Consider the following 22,499-nt stretch of genomic DNA (forward strand, 5'->3'; position numbering starts at 1 on the left):
GCGTGCGTCAGAAGCGATGGCTCATGCCGATGCGAACACCAACCTGATGATTGTTCGCCGAAGGCGTTTGACCCGTGATATAAGCAACCGCGGGCTGATTGAGCGAATCGTGCCCCGATGCATGCTGATACGCCACGATGAGATACACGTCGGTGCGCTTGGAGAGGAAGTAGTCGGTACCCGCCTGCACCTGGTTGTAGCTCGCGCTGCCCGTGTTGTCCGCGCCCGAGTTGTGCGTGTACATATAGGCCACGCCCGCGAGCAACGCGGAATTGATCTGGTAGCGCAGGTTGACTTCCGCGTTGTTGAACGTCGCCGTGCCGGAGTAGCCAAACGGGTTGGGACCGGACGACGAGCCGAGCCCCCTGAACTGCACGTTCGAGTAAATGAGGCCGACGGAGGCCGGCCCCAGTTGGTACGAGCCCGCCGCGCTGACGATTTGCGTAGTCGAAGCCGACGCATAACCGGCATAGATCGGATTGGACTGCGGCGAGGTTGCCGAACCCACGCTGCCGAGGTTATTGCTCGCCGCCGTCGTGCCCGCGTTTGGATTCGTGCCGTAGAACGACAGGTTCGGATTGCGCGCGTTGAGGTATGCCGCCGCCAGCGCAAGCGAGCCGTTGCGATAGCTCGCGCCCGCCGACCAGACCTGGTTGTGCCCCACGCTGCCCGGCACGCCGCCAAAACTATAAAGGCCGCCGAAGCGGAACCCCGCGTAGTCGATGCTCATGAACTTGACGGAATTATTGATCCGGCGGGTGTTCAGCGTATTGTCGACGTCTCCCGCATGCGCGCCGAAATAGCCCGCCCATGCAGCGCCCGAAAGGAACGGCTGAATGAAATCGACCACCGAGTCGTACTGGCGCCCAGCCGTTGCGTTGCCGTAGGGACTTTGCAGGCCGACGTAAGCCTGGCGGCCGAACTCCGCGCCGCCTTGCGCGAGCGTGCCGTTGTTGATCGAAAAGCCGTTCTCCAGCACGAAGATCGCATTGAGACCGCCGCCCAGATCCTCGGTGCCACGCAACCCCCAGCGGCTGCCGCGAATGCCGCCGGTCGCGCCGTCCTGAAATGAATACTGGTGCTCGCCCTGCAAGCCGGACGCGGTGCGCCCGGTCTGCACATTGCTGATGTAGTTCAGGCCGGCGTCGATCACGCCGTATAACGTGACGCTGCTCTGCGCATGGGCCGAAGCGGCGGCCAGCAACGAGCTGGCCGCCACCACACGGGCGACGGAACGTGATGCCATGAAAGTCTCCTTGTGATTATTTATGAGGATCACTTACTACCCAGTTAGCTTGCGTACCACGCTGGCGATTGAGGAGCCACTCGCCAGTTGCGAACCCGTCAACGATATCGCGGGACTTCACCGGGCAGAAGCCCCGCTCACATGGCGTATTTCACATGTTGAATTTTCTCTTTTGCGCGGCGTGACAAATTTCCTGCGCACGAAAATGTTGCAATGTGAACTTCGTCTCGGACACGGGCCACGGGGCCAGCCGTGCCCCGCTAAACTGCCAGGAACCGAGTTGACTCACGCCCCGCCCGAGATCACCATGTCCGACACCAACTGCTATCACCACCAGTTGCAGGTGACGTTCACGAGCGACAATGACGATGCCTATGCATCGATTGAGCGCGTGACGGGATGTGCGAGACGAAGTGGCGTTGAACTGCTGTCGCTACGCGTGATGAGGCGCGGCGTTCACTGCCACGCCTGGCTGCGGGTGGGCTCGGATTGCCGCGACGCTGTCGAGTTGTTCGCGAAGCGGCTAGGCGCGCTCATCGGGTTGGACGAACTGCTGTGCGCTTCCAGCGACGACCGCGCGGAGTGCCGCGACTAGCGTAGCAAGCGCGGCATGTCCCTTGGGGCTCAGTGCGGCACGCAGTACTTCGCGGCCGGCAGCCGGAAGGTCGTGCGCTTCATCAGACGCGGCTGTTCGAGCGTCATCACGTCGCGGCGGTGCATCGTGCAGCCGTTATCCCACATCATGAGGTCGCCGGACAGCACCTTGTGCCGATAGACCGCCGAGGGGTCGCCGCCGGCCGCGAAAAGCAGTGGCAGGATGCGCGCGTTCTCCGCTTCGGTCAGCCCGTCGATGGAAACAAGCGTGGTCGGGTCGGCATAAAGCGCCTTGCGGCCCGTAAGCGGGTGCTCCAGCACCACGGGGTGGCGCACGTCGGGCGCGCGGGAAAGCTCGTCGAATTTTCCCTTCAGCTCGGTGGCGTTCATGATCGCGAGACGCTTCGCGTAGCGATACGTGCCGATCCGTCCGTCGATCTTGCTGCGCACCTCCTCGGGCAGCAGCGACCACGCGTGATACTGGTCCGCCCAGTAAATGTCGCCACCGTCGCGCGGCACTTCGACGCCATAAAGTATCGCGCCAGTGGAGGGCGCGGGTCTGAAGGTCTGATCCGAATGCCAGTCCACGTCCTCGCCGCCCGCGAAGCCGCCCAGGTTGCGGCCGTCCGCATAGCGCAGCGTGCTGAAGTAAATGACCTTGTCGGAGTACGGAGACAGAATGTCTTTCCGGCTCACGACCTCGCACTCGCCTAGCAGCGACGAGAAGCCCACCAGTTCCTCCTCCAGCACCGCCTGACGCCGGAAGATCAGCACGGGGTACGCGCGCCAGAGCGCCTCCAGTTCATCGACCGACCTCGTGCCGCGCAGAAAGTCGTTCACGTCCGCATGCACCTCCACCGCCATGCCTTCCTTGAGCGGCGTACCGTTCAACCTGTCCAACGTATCCATTCCATCGCTCCATGATGAATGTTCAACCGGGCTCGTTGCCTCACCCGGCATGGGAATACATGAGCTTGCCGGCCACCGGCACCTCGGCCTTCAAGATGCAGCCCGCGCGCGAGTCGACGATATAAAGATCGCGATTCTCGGGGCCGCCATACGCGCAGTTCGTCGTGGTCAACGAATACGGCGAGTCGATGCGGTAAAGCGGCTCTCCCTTCGGACTGAAAATCCACACTGCGCCGAAGCCCACATGGCAGACCGCGAGACCACCCTGCTCGTCAAGCGCGATCCCGTCCGGGCCACCGCCTCCCGACATCTGGAGATAAACACCGACCTTCGTTGCGGTGCCGTCTTCGAGCAGCGGCACGCGCCAGATCGCGTTGTCGCGCGTCACCGCCAGATACACCGCCGTTTCGTCCAGATTGAGCACCAACCCGTTGGGGCTCGGCACATTGTTCAGCACGCATTCGAGCCAGCCGTTGACGCGCAGCCGGTAGAGCCGGCCCGTCGGGTCGTGCAGGCCGGTCTGCCCCTGATCGGTGAAGTAGAGATCGCCATTCGAAGCGAAGAACAGGTCGTTGCACCCCTTGAAGCGTTCGAGTGTGGGCCGCACGAAATATGGCTCGATCACACCCGTTTTCGGGTCGAACACCATGATGCCGTGCCGGTAGTCGGCGATGAACGCCCGCCCGTCCGGATGAAACTTGAGCCCGTTCGGCTCGCCGTCGTACTCGATTTCGAGCGTCACGTCGCCACGCGGCGTGATCTTGAAGAGGCGCCCCCACGGAATGTCGACGACCCACAGGTTGCCTTCCCGATCGAACGACGGCCCCTCCAGAAACACGGGCGTCGGGCTGCCGTGCTGCTGCACGTTGACCCATTGTGAGGTGCGCTCGCGCGCGTGCAGGCGCTCGGGAATCTTCGCGAACAGTTCCGGCTTCAGTCTCTTCGGCGGGTCGAACATGAATGCGTCTCCGATATTGTCATTAGCCAATCATGCGCGTGGGCAGCCACAGGGCGATTTGTGGAAACGCCATCAGCAGCGCGAGCAGCACGAACATGATGAGGTGAAAAGGTATCGTGCCTTGCACGACTTCCGTAATCGATCCCTTCGATATGCTCTGGATAACGAATAGATTGATGCCGATGGGCGGCGTGATCTGCCCCATTTCGATGAACATCACGACCACCACCCCAAACCAGACCGGATCGATGCCGTAGCTCGCCAGCACCGGGGCGAGCAGCGGCACGGTAATGACGATCATGCCAAGGCTCTCGATCAACGCGCCGAGCACCGTGTACAGGATGAGCAGCGCGATGAAGAACTGCGGCTTCGTCAAATGCAGGCCCACGATGAACGAGGTGATCTCTTCGCCAACGCCCGCATAGGTCATGGCATAGGAAAAAATGTACGCGGCGTAGGTGATGAAGATGATGTTGCCGACGATGAGCGTGGCTTTGCGCAGCGACGTCGTGAGCGTTCGCCATGTGAAGGTCGCGAATAGCCGGCAGATGACAATGGCTGCGACACAGCCCACCGCCGCCGCTTCGGTCGGCGTGGCAATGCCCGCGTAGATCGCGCCCAGTACGCCGCCCACGAGCAGACCGAGCGGCAGCACGTCGCAGAGCGCTCGAATCAGGATGGCGAGGCGCGTAGGCGTTTCGTCGGGCCGCTCCACGAGGTCCGGACGCATGAGCGCGCGAATGGCCACGTAAATGACGAACAGCGTCGTGAGCATGATGCCGGGCACGACGCCCGCCATGAAGAGCTTGGCGACCGAAGTCTCGGTGAAGGTGCCGTACACGATGAGCGCAATGCTCGGCGGAAACAGGATGCCGAGCGTGCCCCCGGCGGCAAGCGAGCCGGTGGAGAGCTTGCGGTCGTAACGGCGCGCGCCAAGCTGCGGCAGCGCCACGTTGCCCACCGCTGCCGCCGTGGCGATGCTCGAACCGCTCACCGCGGCGAACAGCGCGCAGCCGATCAGGTTGGTCTGAATGAGGCCGCCGGGCATACGCCGGAAGAGGCGCGCGAGGCCCCCGTACACGCGAAAGCCCAGGCCGCTCGCCTGAATACACTCGGCCATCAGGATGAAGAGCGGAATGGCCGTGAGCGTATAGCTGTTCATGCTGCCCCAGCTCGTGAGCCCGATACCGCTGAACGCGGCAACGCCGCCTTGCATGTACAGATAGGCGAGCGCGGGCACGAGAATGGCGAACGGCACCGCCATGCCCGCGCCGAGCAGGCCGAGAAACAGCAGAAACGTCACGACGAGTTGGAGATGCGCGATCATCCGTTTCTCCTTTGCAAGAGGGCCGCGATGCAAAGCCAGTCACGATGCAGCGTGCGGCACAGCGAAAGACACAGACACGCGGAGCCGAAGCACATGATCGCGCGCGGCATCCACAGCGGCGTGAGCAGCGTGGTTGCCGCCACGTCGCCCGACTGCCAGCTCGTGATGGCGAACAGCACGAACTGCCAGAACAGGACAGCGATGGCGGCAAGGCTAACGGCACTGAACACGGCACGCAGCACGGCGCGTGCGAGCGGCCCGAGCTTTGCGTCGAGAAAATGCACGTGATGGAACGCCCCCTGCGCCTGGCAGGTGGGCAAGCTCACGAACGTGATGACGATCAGCGCATAGCCGCCCAGTTCGTCGGTCACTTCGAGGGAGAGGTGGAACACGCTGTGCGCGATCACTTCGGTCGCGATCATCAGGATCAGCGCGATCACGGCGAGCTGCGTGATCCACCGGCACAGCCAGTCGATGCGGCTTTCATCGGCCTGCTCGTCCGGCATTTCGCTCCCGGCCAATGCGCTCGCCGCAATCTCGGGCGCATCGGCGGGCTTGCTCATGACAATGCCTGCTTTCATGGTCTCACCTCTCGATTGCGGCACGAACCTTCGTCAGTGCCTGCTCCGCCGTGTCGCCGCGTGCGGTGGCCCACGAGTCCCAATATGGCGCGATGAGGCGCCGCGCCTGCGCCATGTCGGCGGGCGTGGGCGTGGTGACCGTAATGCCGCTGCTGCCGAGCTGGCTCGTCAACTGGTCTTCTTCCTGCGCCATGGCGTCGGAAATGCGGGCCGTGGCCGCATCCACGTCGTGCTGCACCTTCGTCTGGGTTTGCGGCGGCAAGGCGGTCCACGCCTGCTTGTTCACCAGGATCAGCGAATCGATAAAGCTGATGTTGAGGTTGTAGCGGTACTTGAGGAGATCGCGCCAGATATAACCGTAGCCCGAACTAGCGGTCGTCACGCCGTCGATCACGCCGCGGTCGAGCGCCGCCGCGACTTCCGAGGTGCCGAGCGTCACGGGAATGCCGCCAAGGCGCTGGATGAATTCGGCCTGCTCCGGCGAAATCACGCGAATCTTCTGGCCTGCGATATCGGCAAGCGAGGTGAGCTTCTTGCGCGACCAGATCACGTTGATCGGAAACGTATAGTGACCCAGCAGCACAATGCCCTTCTTGTCGTAGGCCGCCTTGAGAAACGGCGCTTCTGCCGCCCAGCCGCGGTCGAACGCCGCGCGGTCGCCAATCAGCATGGGCAGGCGCACGGTGCCGCCCACCGGCACGCTGCCCACGAAGAAGGCGTCGTCGCCCATCTGCACGACGTTGCCCGCCACCGCCTCCGTGATATTGGTCGCGCTGATGGCAAGCGTGCCGCCGAGATTGAGCCGGATGGAAAGCGCGTTGTCCGTGTCGGCGCGGATTTGCTCGAATAGCGCGTTGAGTCCCTTCACGGCGGTGACGGTCGCCGCCGCGTTATAGGTATAGGCGCGCCACATGATGGCCGCGTGCGCATAGACTGCGGTGCACAGCACGCACACGGCGAGCGCGCCGCGAACCCACGGCGTGGTCGCGAAAGGCATAGGCTTTTTCACTGGGTGTCTCCTGTTTTGGTATCAAGACCGCTGCGCGGCCCCTAATCAACGTTGAGTACCGCGTCGCCTTCGCGCCGCAGCAGGGCGTCGCGCCGCGATTCGCCGGCTTGAGGCCAGCCGTGAAGATTCGCAGCACCCAGCTCCTTCAAACTCGCGCAACCGATTTGCGCCATCACGACATCCACCTCGCGGCGCATGATCTCGATGGCCTTGCGTACGCCGGACTGGCCGCCTGCGGCCGCCCCGTACAGCGTGGGTCTCCCGAAGGTCACGGCGCGCGCGCCGAGGCACAACGCCACGATCACGTCCGAGCCTCGGCGCACGCCGCTGTCGAGCATCAGTTCCACGCGCCCGTCCACGGCCGCCTTGATCGCAGGCAGCATCTCGAGCGGCGATGGCGCGCCGTCGAGTTGCCGCCCGCCGTGATTCGAAACGATGATTCCATCCACGCCTGCGTTCATGGCAAGCGCCGCGTCGCGATGGTGCAAGACGCCCTTCACGACGAGCTTGCCAGGCCACAGGTTGCGCACACGCTCGAGCGTGCGCCACGTCGTGGCGGGCGCGGGCGTGAGCGTGCCGTACAGGTCGGCCACATCGCCCGCCCGCGCGCCGGGCGGCGCGTAGTTCGCCCAGTTCTTCATCATCGGCATGCCGCCGCTGCGCAGGTAGCGCAGCACCCAGAACGGGTGGCCCATCGCCTCGAACACGATGGCCGGCGAAAGCTTGAGCGGTCGCGTAAAGCCATTGCGGCGGTTGCGCTCACGATTCGAATTGACGGGCACGTCCACGGTCAACACCAGGGTTTCGAGCGCGGCGTCGCGGGCGCGGCGAACGAGATCGTCATTGATCGTGTCGTTGCGCGTGCCGTAAATCTGAAACCACGTATTGTGCGGCGCGACTTTTGCCGCTTCCTCGATCGAATCCGTGCTCGCACTCGACATCAGGTAAGGAATGTTCGCGGCTGCCGCTTCGGCCGCGAGCATCAGGTCCGCGTTCGGCCGAAAGAGGCCTGCGAGCCCGGTGGGCGAGATGCCAAAGGGGCTTGCGTAGGTGCGCCCGAGCAGCGTGCAGGACTGGTCGCGGCGCGAAACATCCACGAGGTAGCGCGGCACGAGCTGATAGCGCTGAAACGCCTCGCGATTGCGCGTGAGGCAGTGCTCGTCGTCCGCACCGCCTTCGATGAAGTCGAACGCTATGCGCGGTAGCCGCTTCTTCGCCAACCGCCGCAGATCGTCGAGATTGATTGCCTTCTCGATGTCCATTCCCGTCCTCTTACGTTGTCCTGTTGATTCATTGTGTCGGGCGTTCAGGACAGCGGCAATCGAGCGGCGGCGCGGCGTTTTGCAGTGTGAACTTTTTTGCGCTGCGCAAGGGGAGAAGCGCGCGAGGCATCGCCGCGCGGCTTATGGATTGTGCAGCGCAGGGAAGGGAGACGGCGTGCGGCCCTTGCGGCGCCACACTTCAGGGAGCAAAGTCAGGGCGCCGCTTCAGCAGTGCAACACGCCGCGGCGGCGGGCGCTTGCGCCATGAGCGCCTCACAGGCTTCGTCCACCCGCGCCTCGGGCAGACTGGCCGACCACGTCATGAGGCAAAGCGAGGCGACCGGCTTTCCGGGGCGGCTGAACACGGGCACGCCCACGGCATGAATGCCGGGCACCACGTCGCCGAGATTCACGCCGTAGCCGAAGGCCTGGGAGCGCCGGTACATCTGGTCGAGACTGCGCATGCGCACGTCGCCGCAGCGCGAGAGCTCCTGACGGATATTGTTTTCGCGAATGCAATTCGCTTCGGCTTCCGGCAGCGCCAGCAGAATGGAAACGCCACCCGCCGAGGTGATGAGCGGACGGCGCGTGCCCGCTTCGACCGACACCGCGCGAAGTTCCGCGTGGCCCGTGCGCATTGCGCACACGTACTCGTTGCCGCTCTTGACCATCAGGAAGGCGAGTCCGCCAAAGCGCTTCGCCACGCCCGCGAGACGCTCGCGGCAAACGTCGGGCGATGCGGCGCGGGCCGGCGCGGAAAGCGCGAGCTCCCACAACAGCGGGCCGAGCTGATAGCGCCGGTCGGACGATCGCTGCTCGACGAGGCGCTCGCGCACCAGGCAGGCGAGCAACCGGTGCGCCGAGCCCTTGTCGATGCCGCAGCGCGCCGCCAGTTCGCCGAGCCGCCAGCCGGCGCGATTGCGCGAGGCCAGCTCGCGCAGCAGGCAAACGGCGCGCTCCAGGCTCTGCGTGCCCGAGCGAGGGCGCCCCGCCTCATCGGGCGCAGACGTTTCGTCCATTGGCGCGCAAGCCGCGGCCAAACCGCCCGCCACGATCCGCTGGATCGACGTGGCGGCTATCGCGGCAGTGTCAAAGGTATCGAGTCGCATCGCATGTCCTCGCGTAGTCGCTCATTGCCGGAATAAGCAAAGCCCCCTGCCGGCGGGCGCGCCTTTCGATACTAGCGCGATGCGCTCTTTAGTACCGCTAGAGAAATCCCGCAAGCACCGGCTGAACAGGCAACGGTTCACATTGCAAAACACGCGCGGCCTGCGTGCTTGTCCGCCTCGATCGCGCCATTCAATATCGGAGTCCATCTTCACGGAGGACACCATGGGCATTTCGAAGGTCTACACACAAGTCGAGCGCGTACCGGCAGCCCTTTGCGAGCGCGCCGTTCAGTTGAGCACCGCGGACGTTCACGAAGCCATGGGCCCGAACGCCCGTAGCGGCCTCATGACGCCGCGCATGCGCCCCCTGAACCGGGGACTCACGATCGCCGGGCCTGCTGTCACCGCCGTCTGCGCGCCAGGCGACAACCTGATGATGCACCGCGCGCTCTATCTCGCGCAGCGCGGCGACGTGCTGGTGGTCGTCACGCACGCGCAAAGCTCGGGCGCGCAATGGGGCGACGTAGCCGCTCATTACGCCGCCGCCAAGGGGCTTGGCGGCGTGGTGGTCCAAGGCTGCATCCGCGATACGAATACGCTTGAAAACATGCGATTTCCGGTGTGGTCCACGTTGATCTCGCCCGCGCGTCCGCTCAAGTCCGGGCACGGTGCGGTCAATACGCCCGTGTCCTGCGACGGCGTGCTCGTCCACCCCGGCGACCTCGTGATCGCGGACGGTGACGGCGTCGTCGTCGTCGCGCATGGCGAAGCGCAGACGGTCATCGACGCCGCGTTCCAGCGCATGGCGCGCGACGAAGCCGCGATCCGCGCCGTGGCCGAAGGCGCGCACCCATGGCACACGAGCGGCGCCGCGAGCGCCTATGCGCAACTCGACGTCGAGGAAATCGACGCACCCTGCCCGCGCGGCGCCTGAGCCCGCCCCATGAAAATCGCCGTTTTCGGCGCGGGCGCGGTAGGCGGCTATCTCGCCGGCCGCCTGATCGCGAGCGGCGGCCATGAGATCTCGATCGTCGCGCGCGGCGCGCATCTGGCCGCCATACGCGCCAACGGCCTCACCATCGTTTCGGGTACCGAACGATATGTCGCGCACCCGGCCGCCGCCACGCATGCCCCAGACGCGTTGCCCGAGCAGGACATCGTGTTCGTCACCCTGAAGGCGTTTGCGCAGAGCGGCGCCGCCGAGTCGATAGCGCGCTTGCGCGCGGCCTCGGGCTGGGTCGTGTTCGTCGCGAACGGCATCCCCTGGTGGTGGCGGCATGGCACCGGCCAGCCCGCTGCGTTGCCGCTCGTCGATCCGCACGCGCGCCTCTGGAGCGTCGTGCGGCCCGAGCACGCACTGGGTTGCGTCGTCTACTCGGCCAACGAATTCGTCGCCCCCGGCGTGATTCGCCACAGCGGCCAGAACCGCTGGCTGTTCGGCGAGCCGGATGCCAGGCTCAGCGGGCGTCTGCAAACCACAGCCGAACTTCTCGCGCGAGCGGGGCTCGCCGCCGAGGCGTGCACCGACCTGCGCCGCGAGATCTGGACGAAGGTGGCGCGCAACGTCCCGCTCAATGTCGTGTGTGCACTCACGCGGCTGCCCATCGATGCGCTTCGCGGCGTACCCGGCCTCCCCGACCTTTGCCTCCAGCTTGCCTGCGAGGTCGCGGCCATTGCCCACGCATGCGGCGCGGAGATCGCGGACGCGCCCGCGCGCATCGAGGCCGCGCTCGCGAGCGGCGGCGCGCCTGCGGGCACGCCGCCATGGCAGGGCGTGAAGCCTTCCATGCTGCAAGACGTCCTGCGCGGCGCCTCGCTCGAAGTGGAAGCCATCGTCGGCCTGGTCAGGCAACTCGGCGAGCAAGCCGGCGTGCCCTGTCCGGCCATCACAACCGTACTCGCGCTGTTGCGCGGTCTTGCACACGCTCCGCGGCCGGAGGACGCGGATGCCCCCGGTCTCAAGTCGCCGGGGTGATCAGCATGGTCAGCTGCGGGAACACGCCGATCAGCGCGAGCACCGCCGCCATGATGAACACATAGGGCAGCGTGCCGAGCACGATGCGGCGCAGCGGCACGTCGGGCGCGACGCTGCGCACGACGAAGAGATTGAGCCCCACCGGTGGATGGATCAGCGCCATTTCCATGTTGATGACGACCACCACGCCGAACCAGATGAGATTCCAGTGGTAAGCCTGCACCACCGGCACGAGAACGGGCATCGTCACGACGATGATCGCGATCGTCTCCATGAAGCAGCCCAGAAAGATCAGCAGCAGATTGATGCTCACGAACAGCACCCACGGCGCGACGTGCGCCCCCGCCACGGCCTGCGTAAGCGAAATCGCCACCTGGCTCGTGGTCATCACATAGCCGAATACGATGGCCGAGGAAATCACGGCGAGAATCATCACGCTGCTTTGCGCGGCGTTCACGAGAATCTCGCGAAATTTCTGCCAGGTCAGCTCGCGATACACGACACCGGCCAGAACAAGGCTCGCCACGATGCCGAGCGAGGCCGCCTCTTGCGGCGTGGCCAGACCGCGGTAGAGCGAACCGAGAATGATGAGAATCAGCAGTGCGAATGGACCGATGTCCTTGAGCGCGAGAACACGCGCCTTGAGCGGCGCGAGCGGCCGGGTGCGGCCCGCGCCGCCCTGCTCGCGCCGGCGCAGCGCAAGCGCGATCTGATACGCGCCGAACGCGGCCGCCATGATGGCGCCCGGCACCAGTGTCGCCACGAAGAGCCGCCCGATGGACTGCTCGGCAATCACGCTGTAGACGATCAGCGGAATGCTGGGCGGCAGGAGAATGCCGAGCGTGCCGCCGGCCGCCACCGACCCGCAAGCCTGCCCGGAAGGCACCCCGTGCCGGCGCATTTCCGACACCGCGAAGCCGCCCACGGCAGCCGCCGTCGCCACGCTCGAACCCGACACGGCGGCCATCACGCCGCAGGCCAAAGTGGTCGCCACGGCAAGACCGCCCGGCACGCCGTCGAGTATCGTCGCCATCGCGCCGTAGAGCCGCGCGCCCATGCCCGAGGCGGAAACGATCGCGCCCATGAACATGAACATCGGCACCGAAGTAAGCGTGAGCGTCGCGACCGATCCCCAATACGTGCTCGCGATCAGGTTCAGTGCGTCCCACCCGCCGCCAGTCACAAAGAGCGAGACGAGCGCGACGAACAGCAGTGCAAACGCAATCGGCACGCCAAACGAGAGCACCGCGAGCAGGCCGCCGAACATGCCCGCACCGATGAAGATCTGCGTCACTTCTCCCTCCCCAGCGCGAGCTCGTCGAGCTTGTCGTGTGCGCCCGGCGCTCGCCGCGCGCCTTTGGCCGTGAAGGCGAGCGAAGCGAGGCGCGCGACCTGGGCCAGCACGAGCATGGCCGAGCCGGCTACGAGACATAGATAGGGAATCCACAGCGGCAGCGAGAACATGCCCCACGACCGCTCGCCGCTCGTCCACGCATCCCACCAGAATTCGAGCGCGAGCACGGCGACCACCAACGCCACGGCGGTCGCGACCAGCGCCGCGGCGAACGCAAGAGCGCGCCGCGCGCCCTCGCCCACGCAATGCCCGAGCACATCCACCTGGAGGTGGCGCGACTGCCAGGCGAGCGCCGCCGTGCCGACGAACGTCATGTACGCCATGAGATACGTCGTCACCTCGGTCACCCAGACATCGGAGAAATGCAGTACCTCGCGCGCAAGCACGCCGTATGAGATCACCGCGACCGTGGCGATCACGGCCATGCCAACCGAAAGCTCGATGCCTTTGTAAAGCGCATCGAGCCGCCGCTCCCACCGCTCGAATGGACGTTGCATGCCCTTGCCCCTACTTGTAGAGCGCCAGGCTCTCGTCGAGCAGACGCGCCCCATCCGGCACTTCACTTCGAAACTTCGGGAAGCTCACCTGCTGGAACAGCTTCTCCCACTGGTTCCACTCGTCGAGCGTCATCTTGTGGATCTGCACCCCGTGGCTCGCGAATAGCTGCGCCACGCGCCGGTCGTCAGCTTTGGCGCCTTCGAATGCGCCCTGCTCCAGGCTCTGTCCCACATCGGTCATGATCTTCTGCTGCGCGGGCGTGAGGCGGTTCCACGTTTTCATGCTGATCGCGATGGGCTCGATCGTGTAGTAGATGCTGTACTGCTCGGGCGAGTTGTAATACTTCGCCACTTCATAGAGCCGGTAAGAGCCGAACGTGCCCGACGACGTCCACAAGCCGTCGAGCAGGCCCAGTTGCATCGCGCTATAGGTTTCGGACGAAGCCATCGACACGGTGCTCGCGCCCGCGCTCTGCAAGGCGGCCTCCATCATCTTGCCCGCGCCGCGCACCTTCTGCTGCTTCAGGTCGCCGGGCACATTGATGGGCTTCGAACGTGAGGCCATGCCGCCCGAGATCTGAATCCAGCAGAGCGTCTTGAAGCCGTATGCCTCGATCTTCGCCTCCAGTTCCTTCCACGGCGCGGAAGTGCGGAACCGGTAGACGTCCTCGGGCGTCTTCCAGAGACCCGGCAGCAGGATCAGATTGAGCTGGGGAATCGCGCCGGCCGCGTAGATATACGGGTAGATAGCGAGATCCACGCTGCCGTTGCGCAGCGCCGTGTGCATGTTGAGCGCCTTGACGAGCGATTCCGCAGGGAAGATGTTGATGTGGATTCTGCCGCCCGAGCGCTGCGTCACCTCCTCGGCAAACTTCTTGCCCGTGGCAACCACGTAGTCGTTCGGATCGTCGGGCCACTGGTGGGCCATTTTCAGGGTGATCGTGTCGTCCGCGCGGGCGGCGGGCAAGGTCGCGCACAGGCACAGCGCGGCGCAAGAAAGGGCGAACATCAGGTTACGAAACCGTCTCATCCGTGTCTCCTGCAATCACATGGCGTTGTTGACCGACTAACGAACCGGCGGACTGGCGCGGCCGGATCAGCGTGGCTCGCTCAGCATGCGCGCCACATGTCCGTAAATCTGCACGACGCCCGCTTCGCGAACGCCAGCCGGAAGCGCATCGAGCAGTTCCGCCACACGGCGGTTGAGCAGGCCGCGCGCGTGCCAGAGCCTGCGAGTTTCGGCTGCCTGCGCGAGGTCGGCATGGGCCGCGCGCCACGCTTCATGCTCGTCGATTGCGTGTGACAGGCCTTCGATCGACGCACCCTCGCTCGCCTGCGTGAGCAGCACCGGCGGCACGCGCCGCCCCGCGCCGCGCTGGCGTTCGAGCACGTTGCGAATATCCTGCGCCATGCGCTCGGCGCCCGGCAGGTCGGCCTTGTTGACAACCACGATGTCCGCGGTTTCGAGCACGCCCGCCTTCATCGCCTGGATCTGGTCGCCCGATTGCGGACCCATCATCAGCACGAGCGTATCGACGAGCGAGCGTGCACCCGCTTCGATCTGGCCGACGCCAACCGTCTCGATCAGGATCTCGCCGAAGCCCGCGGCCGCGATGGCGGCCAGCACGTCGGCCAGGTTATCGCTCAGACCGTCTGCGCAGCGGCCGCTAGGGAGCGAGCGGATATACACGTCGGTGCCCGCCAGCAGCGCGTCCATGCGCACGCGGTCGCCCAGCAACGCACCGGAAGACTTCGGGCTGCTCGGGTCGATGGCGACGATCGCGAGCGCCTCGCCGCGCGCGGCGCGCAGCCTGGCGAGGCGGCCGATCAGCGTGCTCTTGCCCGCGCCGGGCGGCCCCGTGAAGCCGACGCGGCGGGCCGCCGCTTGCGGCTCGTCGCACAACGCCGCCAATGCTTCGGTTACCGAAGCATCGGCGAGACGCGAGAGGTCGCGCGCGAGCCTGCGCCGCGCGGCCAACCCGGCTTCGTCTGGCTGCACCCGCGTCTGCGCCGTGCTCATGTCGGCACCTCGGCCGCCCAGGCGGCCGTATGCTCGCCGAGCAGCGGCGGCAACCCATAGCGCGTGCGCACGCCGTCGATGCGCACGGGATTGCCGACGACCTTGAGCGGCCCCGCTTCCGACTCGATCTCGACCACCATCTCGCGCGCCTCGCTCTGCGCGCTCGCGAGCGCCTCCGCGATGCTCGCGAGCCGCGAAACGACCACGCCCGACGATGCGAGGCAATCGAGCCAGTGCTGGGTGGTTTCACGCTCGAACAGCGCAGACAAGGCCGCCAGCACCTCCGGGCGGTGCGCGCGCCGCTCGGCCATGGTCGCGAACCCCGGCTGCTTGACCCACTCGGGGCGCCCCACGCGCTGCGCGAAAATGCGCCAGAAGTTGTCGTGGGTGATGAAGACCATGAGCCAGTCGTCGCGGGTCTTGAAGAGTTGCGCCGGAACGATATACGGATGCGAGGACAGCGGATGGCGCACGAGCGTCTCGCCGCCATTGAGCACCGCGCCTGCGAGGTAGTTCAGTTGCGAAACCATGACGTCGAACATCGCGATGTCCACCTGGCCGCCGCGTCCTTCCACGATTTTCGCCAGCAGCCCCACGGCGCCCATGATGCCGGTGGAATTGTCCACGGCCGAGTAGCCCGCCTTGGTGGGCGGCCCGCCCGGATCGCCCGTGAGATTCATGATGCCGGTGAGCGCCTGAATCACATAGTCATACGCGGGCAGGTCCGCATGCGGGCTGTCGAGCCCGAAGCCGGTGAGCGCCACGCACACGATGCGCTCGTTGAACTCGCGCAGATGCTCGTAGGTGAGGCCCAGCCTGCGTATGGCCTGCGGCCTCAGGTTGGTCACGAGCGCGTGCGCGTCGCGCGCGAGCGCCGCCAGCGAGCGCCGTCCGCTTTCGCTCGCGAGGTCGAGCACGACGCTTTCCTTGCTGCGGTTCAAGCTTGCGAAATACGCGTTGTGCGGGCCAATCGAATGCGGGCTGATCGCGCGGCCGATGTCGCCCTCGGGCGGTTCGATCTTGATGACCTGCGCGCCGAGGTCGGCCAGCAGCATCGCGCAGTAAGGGCCCATCAGCATGTGCCCGACTTCGATCACGCGGATGCCCGCGAGCGGGCCGCCTTGCGCCGCGCGCGAATGCGCGTTCATCGCAGCACCTTCGCCACGGCGTCGATCACGTCGTCGAGCGGCATGTCACTCGTGAACACGCCGCGAATGCCCGCGCGCAGGAAGGCCGCACGGTCATCGGCCGGAATCGTGCCGCCCACGAACACGGGAATATCGCCCGCGCCGCTTTGCGCGAGCAACGCCACGGTACGCGCGACGAGTTCGTTGTGACTGCCCGAGAGAATGGAGAGGCCGACGGCGTCGACGTCTTCGTCCACGGCCACCCGCACGATATAGTCAGGACTCTTGCGCAATCCCGTGTAGATCACGCTTGCGCCGGCGTCGCGCAGCGCGAGGGCGATCACCTTGGCACCGATGTCATGACCGTCGAGACCCGGCTTCGCAACCAGGATGCGCTTGCCCTTGAGCGGGGTGGCGCTGGTGCCCGCCCGCTGCGCGGCGCCCGCCGCGGGTGCTGCTTGATCCAGTGCGTTCATAGATGTACCGGCTCCTCGAATTCGCCCCACTGCGCCTTCAGTTGCGCGACCATCTCGCCGACCGTTGCATAGGCATGGCAGCAGTCGACAAGATACGGCATCAGGTTGCCTTCCTCGCGCGCCGCCGCCTCGCCAAGCGCCGCGAGCGTTTTGCGCGCCTCGGCCTCGTTGCGCGTGTCGCGCAGGCGCTCGAAGCGCTCGAGAACCGTCGCGCTCGCCTGCGGATTGAGGTGAAAGAGTTCGCCCGGCTGCTCGGCCTGGTCCTCGCGCCTGAAGCAGTTCTGGCCGACCACGATCCGCTCCTGCGCGTCCGTGTCGCGCTTGCGCTGCAACGCGCTCTGCGCGATGCGCAATTGCAGCCAGCCGTCTTCGATCGCCTTCACCGCGCCACCGTAGTCATCGATCTCGGACATCAGCTCGCGCACGCGCGCCTCGCTGCGGTCGGTCAGCTCCTCAACGAAGTACGAACCGCCGAGCGGGTCCACCGAGCGGGCAATGCCGCTTTCGTAGCCGATGATCTGTTGCGTGCGCAACGCTATTTCGGCCGAAAACTCGGTTGGGATCTGGAACGCTTCGTCATACGCGCAGGTGAACACCGACTGCGCCCCGCCCATCACCGCCGCACAGGTTTCGATGGCTACCCGCACGATGTTGTTATAGGGCTGCGCGGAAGTCAGCGAAGAACCGCCGCACACCACGCCGAAGCGGAACATCTGTGCCTTTTCGTCGTCCACGCCGTAGCGCTCCTTGATGAGCCGCGCCCACACGCGCCGCCCTGCCCGGAACTTCGCCACTTCCTCGAACAGGTCCATGTGGACGTAGAAGAAAAAGCTCAGCCGCCGCGCGAATTTCGCCACATCGCCACCGCGCGCCACGACGGCATCGACATAGGCGAGCCCGTTGGCGAGCGTATAGGCCATTTCTTCCACTGCCGTGCAGCCCGCGTCACGCATGTGCGCGCCCGCGATGGAGATAGGGTTGAAGCGCGGCGACACGTCGTTCGAGTAGAGGATCGAGTCGGCGATCAGGCGCATCGAGGGGCGCACCGGGAAGATCCACGTTCCGCGTGCGACATATTCCTTGAGGATGTCGTTCTGTATCGTTCCGGTGAGCTTCTCGCGCGGCACGCCCTGCTTGTCGGCGCAGGCCACGTACATGGCGTAGATCATCGCGGCGGTGCCGTTGATCGTGAACGAAGTCGAAATGCGGCTCAGGTCGATGCCCTTGAACAGTAACTCCATTTCGGAGAGGTTCGAAAGCGACACCCCCACCTTGCCGATTTCCGAACGCGCCATGGCGTCCTCGGGATCGAGGCCGCATTGGGTGGGCAAGTCGAGCGCGACGGAAAGTCCTGTCTGCCCTTGCTGGAGCAAAAATCGATAGCGCTCATTCGACTCTTCCGCCGTGCCGAAACCCGAGTACTGGCGCATCGTCCAGAGCCGGCCGCGATAGCCGTCGGGAAAAATGCCGCGCGTGAACGGGAAACGGCCAGGCTCGCCGATGCGCGCATGCGGGTCTTCCTGTGCCGGCCCCGCGACCACCGGCACGCGCAGCCCGGAGGGCGTGCGATCCGGGTATGGCACGCTCATCGCTTCGTCGAGTTCCGCTGTACTTGACTTCACTTCATGCACTCCCCAAGAACTCGCCAGCCGCATCGTGGCCGGGCTTGCTCGCCTCGAAGCCGCTCTCGCGGTCCTATGTGCTCGCGCCGTGCGCTGGTGCGCGTCGTCGCTCCAGGAACTGCTGCGCCCGCGCCCAGTGCTCCGGCGCAATCCAGGTCGCGGCGAACGCGTCGCGCTCGGCGTCGCGCATCGCCTGCCACGCAACGCGCCGATGCGCGTTCGCCAGTTGCTTGATGGCGCGCAAGACGTGCGGCGGGCGCGCGGTGAAGGGCGCGACGAAGCTCGCCACGAGCGCGTCGAGCGGCTGTGTGTCGCCGCAGACCTCGTCGATCAGCCCGAGCGCTTGCGCCTCGCGCGGCTCCATCGCCTGCGCGGCGGCCAGCACGCGCATGGCGCGCGAAGCGCCAAGCAGTGCGAAAAGATCGGCCGCGCCGCTGAAACCCGTGGTGATCGCAAGCGTGGCCTGGATAAAACCGATCGCGGCGTGCGGCGCGGCCACGCGGTAGTCGCAGGCCATGGCCAGTTCCGCCCCGCCGCCGAGCGCGCTGCCGTTGAGCGCGGCGATCACCGGCACGGGCGTGGCGCGAATGGCGTCGAGCGTGGCGGCGGCGTGGTCGAACAGCGCGATCGCATCGGCCTCGCTGCGCAGCGTGTCGAATTCGCGCAAGTCGCCGCCCGCCGCGAACGAACGATCGCCCGCGCCCGAGAGCACCACCGCATGCAACGCTTCGTCGCGCGCCGCGTGCGCAAACGTTTCGCGCAATGCCGCCAGTGTCGCCCGGCTCAACGCGTTGCGCTTTTCCGCGCGATTGATCGTCACGTACAGGACGCCGTCGCGCGTGTGGCTGACAACCAGGCGTTCGGCATCGCTCATCGGCGTTGCTCCCTGATTGCGTGCTCACCATGAAGCGCCCCACTCATGGGTTGCCTCGCTCGATATCGCGCTGTACGTCGAGCAGAAGCCCCGCAACGCGCTCGATGACGCCTTCCATGCGATGGCGCGGCCCGGCCACCGCAATGCCGAGCACGTCGCGATTCACGTTCACGGGAACCGCAACCGCGTAGACGTCGCTCACACTTTCGCCGCGCGTCACGAAGTAGCCGTGCTCGCGCGCCTGAGCGATTTCCTCGAACAGGGCCTCATGCGAAGTCAGGGTGTGATCCGTGACGGCGGGCAACGGCGCTTGCGCGAGCTGGCGGCGCAGTTCCTCGGGCGCCACACGGCTCAGCATGGCCTTGCCTATCGATGTCGAATGCAATGGCTTCAGCGCGCCCGCCGCCGAGCTGTAGCGAATGGTTTGCGGCCCTTCGAGCACGCGCAGATAAACAATCTCGTCGTGCTGGCGCTTGCCGACGATAACGGTTTCCTGAGTCGCGTCGCGCAGCGTTTCCAGAAAGGGCTCCAGCCGCTCCAGATAGGGATCGTGCGCCATGATCTTTTCCGCCATGTCATACAGGCGGCGCGTGGGAAAGAGGTCCTTTCGGCGGCTCGTGAGGTAGAGGTAGCCGCGCTCCATCAGCACACGCACGATGCCGTGACTGGTGCTGACCGGCAGCCCCGCTGCCTGCGAGAGCTCGCTCAATGTCATGGGCCGCCCCTCGGCCTCGAAGGCTTCAAAAATTCCCAATGCTCGGTCGGTAGGCTTCATTTTTTCGAAATGGCGAAAAGTAATTTGCTATTTCGAATTCAGTATAGGCACAACTCGCTGGAAGTCCCAAAGTTTCGATACCTGGTGGATTACCTGGTCAATGCGCGGCTCTTGCATGTTGCAGCGCGACACGCGTGCGAGCGGCCTTCTCAACCCCGCATCAAAACAGGCTTTGCGCCGGGCTGTCCGTCACGACCTGCCAAACCAGCACCAGATTCAATGCGACGACGATCGCAACGCACGCCCACGCAAGGGCAAGCGGAATGCGCTTGACGCGGAATGCCCCCATGAGGCCCGCGTCGGCGGCAAAGCGCACGAGCGGAACGACGGCAAACGGCAGCTGAATACTCAACACGACCTGACTGGCAATGAGCAGTTGATTCGACCCTTGCTCGCCAAACGCGCTCACGGCGAGCAGTGCGGGACCGATCGCGAGCGTTCGGGTCAGCAGCGCACGCGCCCACGGCGCGCTTCTCAATTGCAGGAAGCCTTCCATCACCGCCTGTCCGGCCAGCGTACCGGTGACCGTCGCGTTCAGTCCGCACGCCAGCAGCGCGGCCGCGAAAACAAGGCTTGCCCAGTGGCTGCCGACAAGCGGCGCAATCAGGCGATGGGCCTCGGCCAGGTCGCTGACTTCGTCATGGCCGCTCGCGTGGAACACGGCCGCGGCCACGATCAACAGCGCGGCATTCACGAGAAAGGCGAGGCTGAGGGAAATCAGCGTGTCGGCATTGACGGCTTTGATGGCCTTCGAGACCAGGCGGTCATCGCGCCCGAGGGCGTGATTTTTCACGAGCGCGGAGTGGAGGTAGAGGTTGTGCGGCATCACCGTCGCGCCCAACATGCCGGCGGCCAGCCACAGCATGCCGGGATCGCGCAGCAGCGCGGCCGGCGGCACGAGCCCGGCCACCGCGCGATGCCATGACGGGCTCGCCAGCGCCAGTTCGATCACGAAGCAGCACGCCACAAAGAAAATCAGCGCGGTGACGGCGGTTTGCAATGGCGCGCGGCCACGACGCTGAAGTGAGAGCATCGCAAAGGTCCCGATGGCGGAAAGCATCACGCCAGCCGAAAGCGATACGCCCAGCAATAGCTGCAACGCGACCGCGCTGCCGACGACCTCCGCAACGTCGCACGCGATGATCGCAATCTCGCAGCCGAGCCAAAGCATGATCGTTAAGCGCGGACTGTAGCGCTCGCGGCACAACTGCGCGAGATCTTTCCCGGTTACCACGCCGACTTTCGAAGCCAGCCATTGCAGCAGCAAGCCCATCAAACTCGACGCGAATACGACGCTCAGCAATTGATAACCGTATTTCGCCCCGCCTCCCAGCGCCGTGGCCCAGTTCCCGGGGTCCATATAGCCAACCGCGACCAGGGCGCCCGCGCCGCGCAAGGAGAACCAGCGCGTGCGCGCGCGTAGCGAGCGGCGTAGCCACGCGCTGGCGCGAGCGTTGTTGCATGGCGCACGTACAGCAGCGTCCGCGCCCTCCAAAGGCAGTGACCGGTTGCTCATGCGCTTGCGCGAGCCGAATCGGCGCCGATCTGCACGCCGGCCATCTCCTCGACGACCAGGGCGATCGCTGAATGATCCATGCCGCCACGACCTTGATCGACCCCGTGCTTCCAAAGCGCATGAACGGCCGCCCCGACATGCGCGGGCGCATGCGCGTCGCGCGCCATGGCAAGCGCGATGCCCACGTCCTTGAGCATGAGCGCCATCGAAAAGCCCGGTTCGAACTTTCTGGAAAGAATCTGCTGGGGGAACTTGGTTTCGCTCGCGGCGCTGCGCCCGCTACCTGCGTTAATGACGTCGAGCAGCGTTTGCGCGTCTACGCCCAGCTTCACGCCCAGCGCCATCGCCTCGGACGTGATGGCGAGCGTCGTCGCCGTGATGAGATTATTCAGCGCCTTGGCGGTGTGGCCCGCCCCAATGGCGCCCATGTGAAACACCTGCGCGCCAATCGCCTGCAAGACCGGCATGGCCTGCCGCAGCACCCCCGCGTCGCCTCCGGCCATGATCGTGAGGGCGCCGGTCTCGGCCTTTTGCACGCCGCCGCTCACCGGCGCATCGAGCATGAGGATGCCGCGCTGCGCGAGCGCACCGGCGATCTCTTTCGTGACTGACGGCACCGAAGTCGTCACATCGATCAGGAGGCTGCTGCGGGTCATGCCACTTGCCAGCCCGCCTTCGTCCAGCACGACACGCCTGACGATGTCGGCATCGGGAAGAACAGTCAGGACAACGTCATGTTCCGAACCGAGACTTCGAAGGTTGGCGTAGGGCGTCGCGCCGCGTGCGGCCAGCGCTTGTGCCCGGCTCCCATCGGTGTCGAAAACGCCGATACGGTGGCCCGTATCCAGCAGCCTTCCGGCGATGCGCCCGCCCATTTGCCCCAGCCCCACAACTGCAATACGCTGCTTCATGATTGCCCCTGACACGTTGTATGGATCCGCTTTTCAGCCCTGCGATTCCGGCAGCCGGATCAACAGACCGTCCATGCCGTCGCAGACCTTGAGTTGACAGGTGAGCCGCGATCCCTCGGCGCGCATGTATGCGAAGTCGAGCAGGTCGACTTCGACTGCTTCGGCAGGCGCGATCCGATCACGCCACGCTTCGTCGACATACCCGTGGCAGGTGGCGCAAGTGCATGCGCCGCCGCAATCCGCGTCTATGCCTCTCACGCCGTTCTGGACCGCGGCCTCCATGACGGATTGGCCCGCCTCCGCGCTCACTTCGCGTTGCTTGCCGCCTGGCTCGATAAAAATGATGGTGGGCATCAC

23 protein-coding genes are annotated in these 22,499 nt (G+C 65.5%); 3 read left to right on the forward strand and 20 right to left on the reverse strand.

Features of this window, described 5'->3' with window-relative positions; translation table 11 throughout:
• Nucleotides 1–7: 7 nt before the first annotated feature.
• Entirely contained in the window at nt 8–1,246 is a 1,239-nt protein-coding gene (locus tag C7402_RS21005) for a porin (RefSeq protein ID WP_116611943.1), read from the reverse strand.
• Between the two features lie 307 nt (nt 1,247–1,553).
• On the opposite strand from C7402_RS21005, the gene C7402_RS21010 reads away from it, so the two are divergent.
• A complete protein-coding gene (locus C7402_RS21010) occupies nt 1,554–1,841 on the forward strand; it encodes a hypothetical protein (protein WP_112171803.1) in 288 nt (95 codons plus the stop codon).
• 29 nt (nt 1,842–1,870) lie between these two features.
• Here C7402_RS21010 and C7402_RS21015 read toward each other — a convergent pair whose 3' ends face one another.
• The 7 genes from C7402_RS21015 to C7402_RS21045 all read right to left on the reverse strand — a co-directional run bounded on the left by C7402_RS21015 (nt 1,871) and on the right by C7402_RS21045 (nt 8,995).
• A complete protein-coding gene (locus tag C7402_RS21015; protein ID WP_165841941.1) occupies nt 1,871–2,749 on the reverse strand; it encodes a TauD/TfdA dioxygenase family protein in 879 nt (292 codons plus the stop codon).
• Nucleotides 2,750–2,789: 40 nt separating this feature from the next.
• Nucleotides 2,790–3,707, reverse strand: a complete 918-nt coding sequence (locus C7402_RS21020; protein WP_116611944.1) for an SMP-30/gluconolactonase/LRE family protein — start codon at nt 3,705–3,707, stop codon at nt 2,790–2,792.
• Nucleotides 3,708–3,729: 22 nt separating this feature from the next.
• On the reverse strand, nt 3,730–5,034 hold the full coding sequence (locus C7402_RS21025) for a TRAP transporter large permease (RefSeq protein ID WP_112171800.1): 1,305 nt from the start codon (nt 5,032–5,034) through the stop codon (nt 3,730–3,732).
• Complete coding sequence (locus C7402_RS21030) at nt 5,031–5,615, reverse strand: TRAP transporter small permease (protein WP_116611945.1); 585 nt, start codon at nt 5,613–5,615, stop codon at nt 5,031–5,033. The genes C7402_RS21025 and C7402_RS21030 overlap by 4 nt, the downstream gene beginning before the upstream one ends.
• Before the next feature lie 4 nt (nt 5,616–5,619).
• Nucleotides 5,620–6,624, reverse strand: a complete 1,005-nt coding sequence (dctP, locus tag C7402_RS21035) for a TRAP transporter substrate-binding protein DctP (protein WP_208948965.1) — start codon at nt 6,622–6,624, stop codon at nt 5,620–5,622.
• A gap of 41 nt (nt 6,625–6,665) precedes the next feature.
• The gene (locus C7402_RS21040; RefSeq protein WP_112171798.1) at nt 6,666–7,886 is read right to left on the reverse strand and encodes an alpha-hydroxy acid oxidase; all 1,221 of its coding nucleotides are present in this window, start codon (nt 7,884–7,886) and stop codon (nt 6,666–6,668) included.
• A 212-nt stretch (nt 7,887–8,098) separates the two neighbouring features.
• Complete coding sequence (locus C7402_RS21045) at nt 8,099–8,995, reverse strand: IclR family transcriptional regulator (protein ID WP_116611946.1); 897 nt, start codon at nt 8,993–8,995, stop codon at nt 8,099–8,101.
• Between the two features lie 223 nt (nt 8,996–9,218).
• On the opposite strand from C7402_RS21045, the gene C7402_RS47015 reads away from it, so the two are divergent.
• Both C7402_RS47015 and C7402_RS21055 read left to right on the forward strand, forming a co-directional pair.
• A complete protein-coding gene (locus C7402_RS47015; RefSeq protein ID WP_165841942.1) occupies nt 9,219–9,929 on the forward strand; it encodes a 4-carboxy-4-hydroxy-2-oxoadipate aldolase/oxaloacetate decarboxylase in 711 nt (236 codons plus the stop codon).
• Nucleotides 9,930–9,938: 9 nt separating this feature from the next.
• On the forward strand, nt 9,939–10,970 hold the full coding sequence (locus C7402_RS21055) for a ketopantoate reductase family protein (RefSeq protein ID WP_116611947.1): 1,032 nt from the start codon (nt 9,939–9,941) through the stop codon (nt 10,968–10,970).
• Here C7402_RS21055 and C7402_RS21060 read toward each other — a convergent pair.
• The 12 genes from C7402_RS21060 to C7402_RS21115 form a co-directional block, all read right to left on the reverse strand.
• A complete protein-coding gene (locus C7402_RS21060; RefSeq protein ID WP_116611948.1) occupies nt 10,954–12,264 on the reverse strand; it encodes a TRAP transporter large permease in 1,311 nt (436 codons plus the stop codon). The genes C7402_RS21055 and C7402_RS21060 overlap by 17 nt on opposite strands.
• A complete protein-coding gene (locus C7402_RS21065) occupies nt 12,261–12,821 on the reverse strand; it encodes a TRAP transporter small permease (protein WP_116611949.1) in 561 nt (186 codons plus the stop codon). Before C7402_RS21065 ends, C7402_RS21060 begins: the two co-directional genes overlap by 4 nt.
• 10 nt (nt 12,822–12,831) lie before the next feature.
• Entirely contained in the window at nt 12,832–13,851 is a 1,020-nt protein-coding gene (locus C7402_RS21070; protein WP_116611950.1) for a TRAP transporter substrate-binding protein, read from the reverse strand.
• A 66-nt stretch (nt 13,852–13,917) separates the two neighbouring features.
• Nucleotides 13,918–14,841: a GTP-binding protein gene (locus C7402_RS21075; RefSeq protein ID WP_116611951.1), complete on the reverse strand. Its 924-nt coding sequence runs from the start codon at nt 14,839–14,841 to the stop codon at nt 13,918–13,920.
• Nucleotides 14,838–15,989, reverse strand: coding sequence for a CaiB/BaiF CoA transferase family protein (locus C7402_RS21080; RefSeq protein WP_116611952.1), 1,152 nt, complete (start codon nt 15,987–15,989; stop codon nt 14,838–14,840). Before C7402_RS21080 ends, C7402_RS21075 begins: the two co-directional genes overlap by 4 nt.
• Nucleotides 15,986–16,444: a cobalamin B12-binding domain-containing protein gene (locus tag C7402_RS21085; RefSeq protein WP_224045232.1), complete on the reverse strand. Its 459-nt coding sequence runs from the start codon at nt 16,442–16,444 to the stop codon at nt 15,986–15,988. The genes C7402_RS21080 and C7402_RS21085 overlap by 4 nt, the downstream gene beginning before the upstream one ends.
• Nucleotides 16,441–18,066: an acyl-CoA mutase large subunit family protein gene (locus C7402_RS21090; RefSeq protein WP_116612177.1), complete on the reverse strand. Its 1,626-nt coding sequence runs from the start codon at nt 18,064–18,066 to the stop codon at nt 16,441–16,443. Before C7402_RS21090 ends, C7402_RS21085 begins: the two co-directional genes overlap by 4 nt.
• Before the next feature lie 73 nt (nt 18,067–18,139).
• Entirely contained in the window at nt 18,140–18,940 is an 801-nt protein-coding gene (locus C7402_RS21095) for an enoyl-CoA hydratase/isomerase family protein (protein ID WP_116611953.1), read from the reverse strand.
• Between the two features lie 43 nt (nt 18,941–18,983).
• Nucleotides 18,984–19,715, reverse strand: a complete 732-nt coding sequence (locus C7402_RS21100) for an IclR family transcriptional regulator (protein ID WP_116611954.1) — start codon at nt 19,713–19,715, stop codon at nt 18,984–18,986.
• A 160-nt stretch (nt 19,716–19,875) separates the two neighbouring features.
• The gene (locus C7402_RS21105) at nt 19,876–21,210 is read right to left on the reverse strand and encodes an Nramp family divalent metal transporter (RefSeq protein ID WP_244314905.1); all 1,335 of its coding nucleotides are present in this window, start codon (nt 21,208–21,210) and stop codon (nt 19,876–19,878) included.
• Nucleotides 21,211–21,227: 17 nt separating this feature from the next.
• Nucleotides 21,228–22,142, reverse strand: coding sequence for an NAD(P)-dependent oxidoreductase (locus C7402_RS21110; protein WP_116611956.1), 915 nt, complete (start codon nt 22,140–22,142; stop codon nt 21,228–21,230).
• A 33-nt stretch (nt 22,143–22,175) separates the two neighbouring features.
• Complete coding sequence (locus C7402_RS21115) at nt 22,176–22,496, reverse strand: 2Fe-2S iron-sulfur cluster-binding protein (protein ID WP_112171786.1); 321 nt, start codon at nt 22,494–22,496, stop codon at nt 22,176–22,178.
• Between the last annotated feature and the right edge of the window lie 3 nt (nt 22,497–22,499).

It is taken from the genome of Paraburkholderia unamae, assembly GCF_003096875.1.
GTDB classification, from domain to species: Bacteria; Pseudomonadota; Gammaproteobacteria; order Burkholderiales; family Burkholderiaceae; genus Paraburkholderia; species Paraburkholderia unamae.

Bases quoted from the DNA above. Each gene is read 5' to 3' on its own strand.
- C7402_RS21065 (WP_116611949.1), bottom strand. From the start codon at position 12,821: ATGCAACGTCCATTCGAGCGGTGGGAGCGGCGGCTCGATGCGCTTTAC.
- C7402_RS21005 (WP_116611943.1), bottom strand. From the start codon at position 1,246: ATGGCATCACGTTCCGTCGCCCGTGTGGTGGCGGCCAGCTCGTTGCTG.
- C7402_RS21095 (WP_116611953.1), bottom strand. From the start codon at position 18,940: ATGAGCGATGCCGAACGCCTGGTTGTCAGCCACACGCGCGACGGCGTC.
- C7402_RS47015 (WP_165841942.1), top strand. From the start codon at position 9,219: ATGGGCATTTCGAAGGTCTACACACAAGTCGAGCGCGTACCGGCAGCC.
- C7402_RS21110 (WP_116611956.1), bottom strand. From the start codon at position 22,142: ATGAAGCAGCGTATTGCAGTTGTGGGGCTGGGGCAAATGGGCGGGCGC.
- C7402_RS21085 (WP_224045232.1), bottom strand. From the start codon at position 16,444: ATGAACGCACTGGATCAAGCAGCACCCGCGGCGGGCGCCGCGCAGCGG.
- C7402_RS21055 (WP_116611947.1), top strand. From the start codon at position 9,939: ATGAAAATCGCCGTTTTCGGCGCGGGCGCGGTAGGCGGCTATCTCGCC.
- C7402_RS21025 (WP_112171800.1), bottom strand. From the start codon at position 5,034: ATGATCGCGCATCTCCAACTCGTCGTGACGTTTCTGCTGTTTCTCGGC.
- C7402_RS21020 (WP_116611944.1), bottom strand. From the start codon at position 3,707: ATGTTCGACCCGCCGAAGAGACTGAAGCCGGAACTGTTCGCGAAGATT.
- C7402_RS21040 (WP_112171798.1), bottom strand. From the start codon at position 7,886: ATGGACATCGAGAAGGCAATCAATCTCGACGATCTGCGGCGGTTGGCG.
- C7402_RS21075 (WP_116611951.1), bottom strand. From the start codon at position 14,841: ATGAGCACGGCGCAGACGCGGGTGCAGCCAGACGAAGCCGGGTTGGCC.
- C7402_RS21010 (WP_112171803.1), top strand. From the start codon at position 1,554: ATGTCCGACACCAACTGCTATCACCACCAGTTGCAGGTGACGTTCACG.
- C7402_RS21030 (WP_116611945.1), bottom strand. From the start codon at position 5,615: ATGAAAGCAGGCATTGTCATGAGCAAGCCCGCCGATGCGCCCGAGATT.
- C7402_RS21045 (WP_116611946.1), bottom strand. From the start codon at position 8,995: ATGCGACTCGATACCTTTGACACTGCCGCGATAGCCGCCACGTCGATC.
- C7402_RS21015 (WP_165841941.1), bottom strand. From the start codon at position 2,749: ATGGATACGTTGGACAGGTTGAACGGTACGCCGCTCAAGGAAGGCATG.
- C7402_RS21115 (WP_112171786.1), bottom strand. From the start codon at position 22,496: ATGCCCACCATCATTTTTATCGAGCCAGGCGGCAAGCAACGCGAAGTG.
- C7402_RS21100 (WP_116611954.1), bottom strand. From the start codon at position 19,715: ATGAAGCCTACCGACCGAGCATTGGGAATTTTTGAAGCCTTCGAGGCC.
- C7402_RS21070 (WP_116611950.1), bottom strand. From the start codon at position 13,851: ATGAGACGGTTTCGTAACCTGATGTTCGCCCTTTCTTGCGCCGCGCTG.
- C7402_RS21080 (WP_116611952.1), bottom strand. From the start codon at position 15,989: ATGAACGCGCATTCGCGCGCGGCGCAAGGCGGCCCGCTCGCGGGCATC.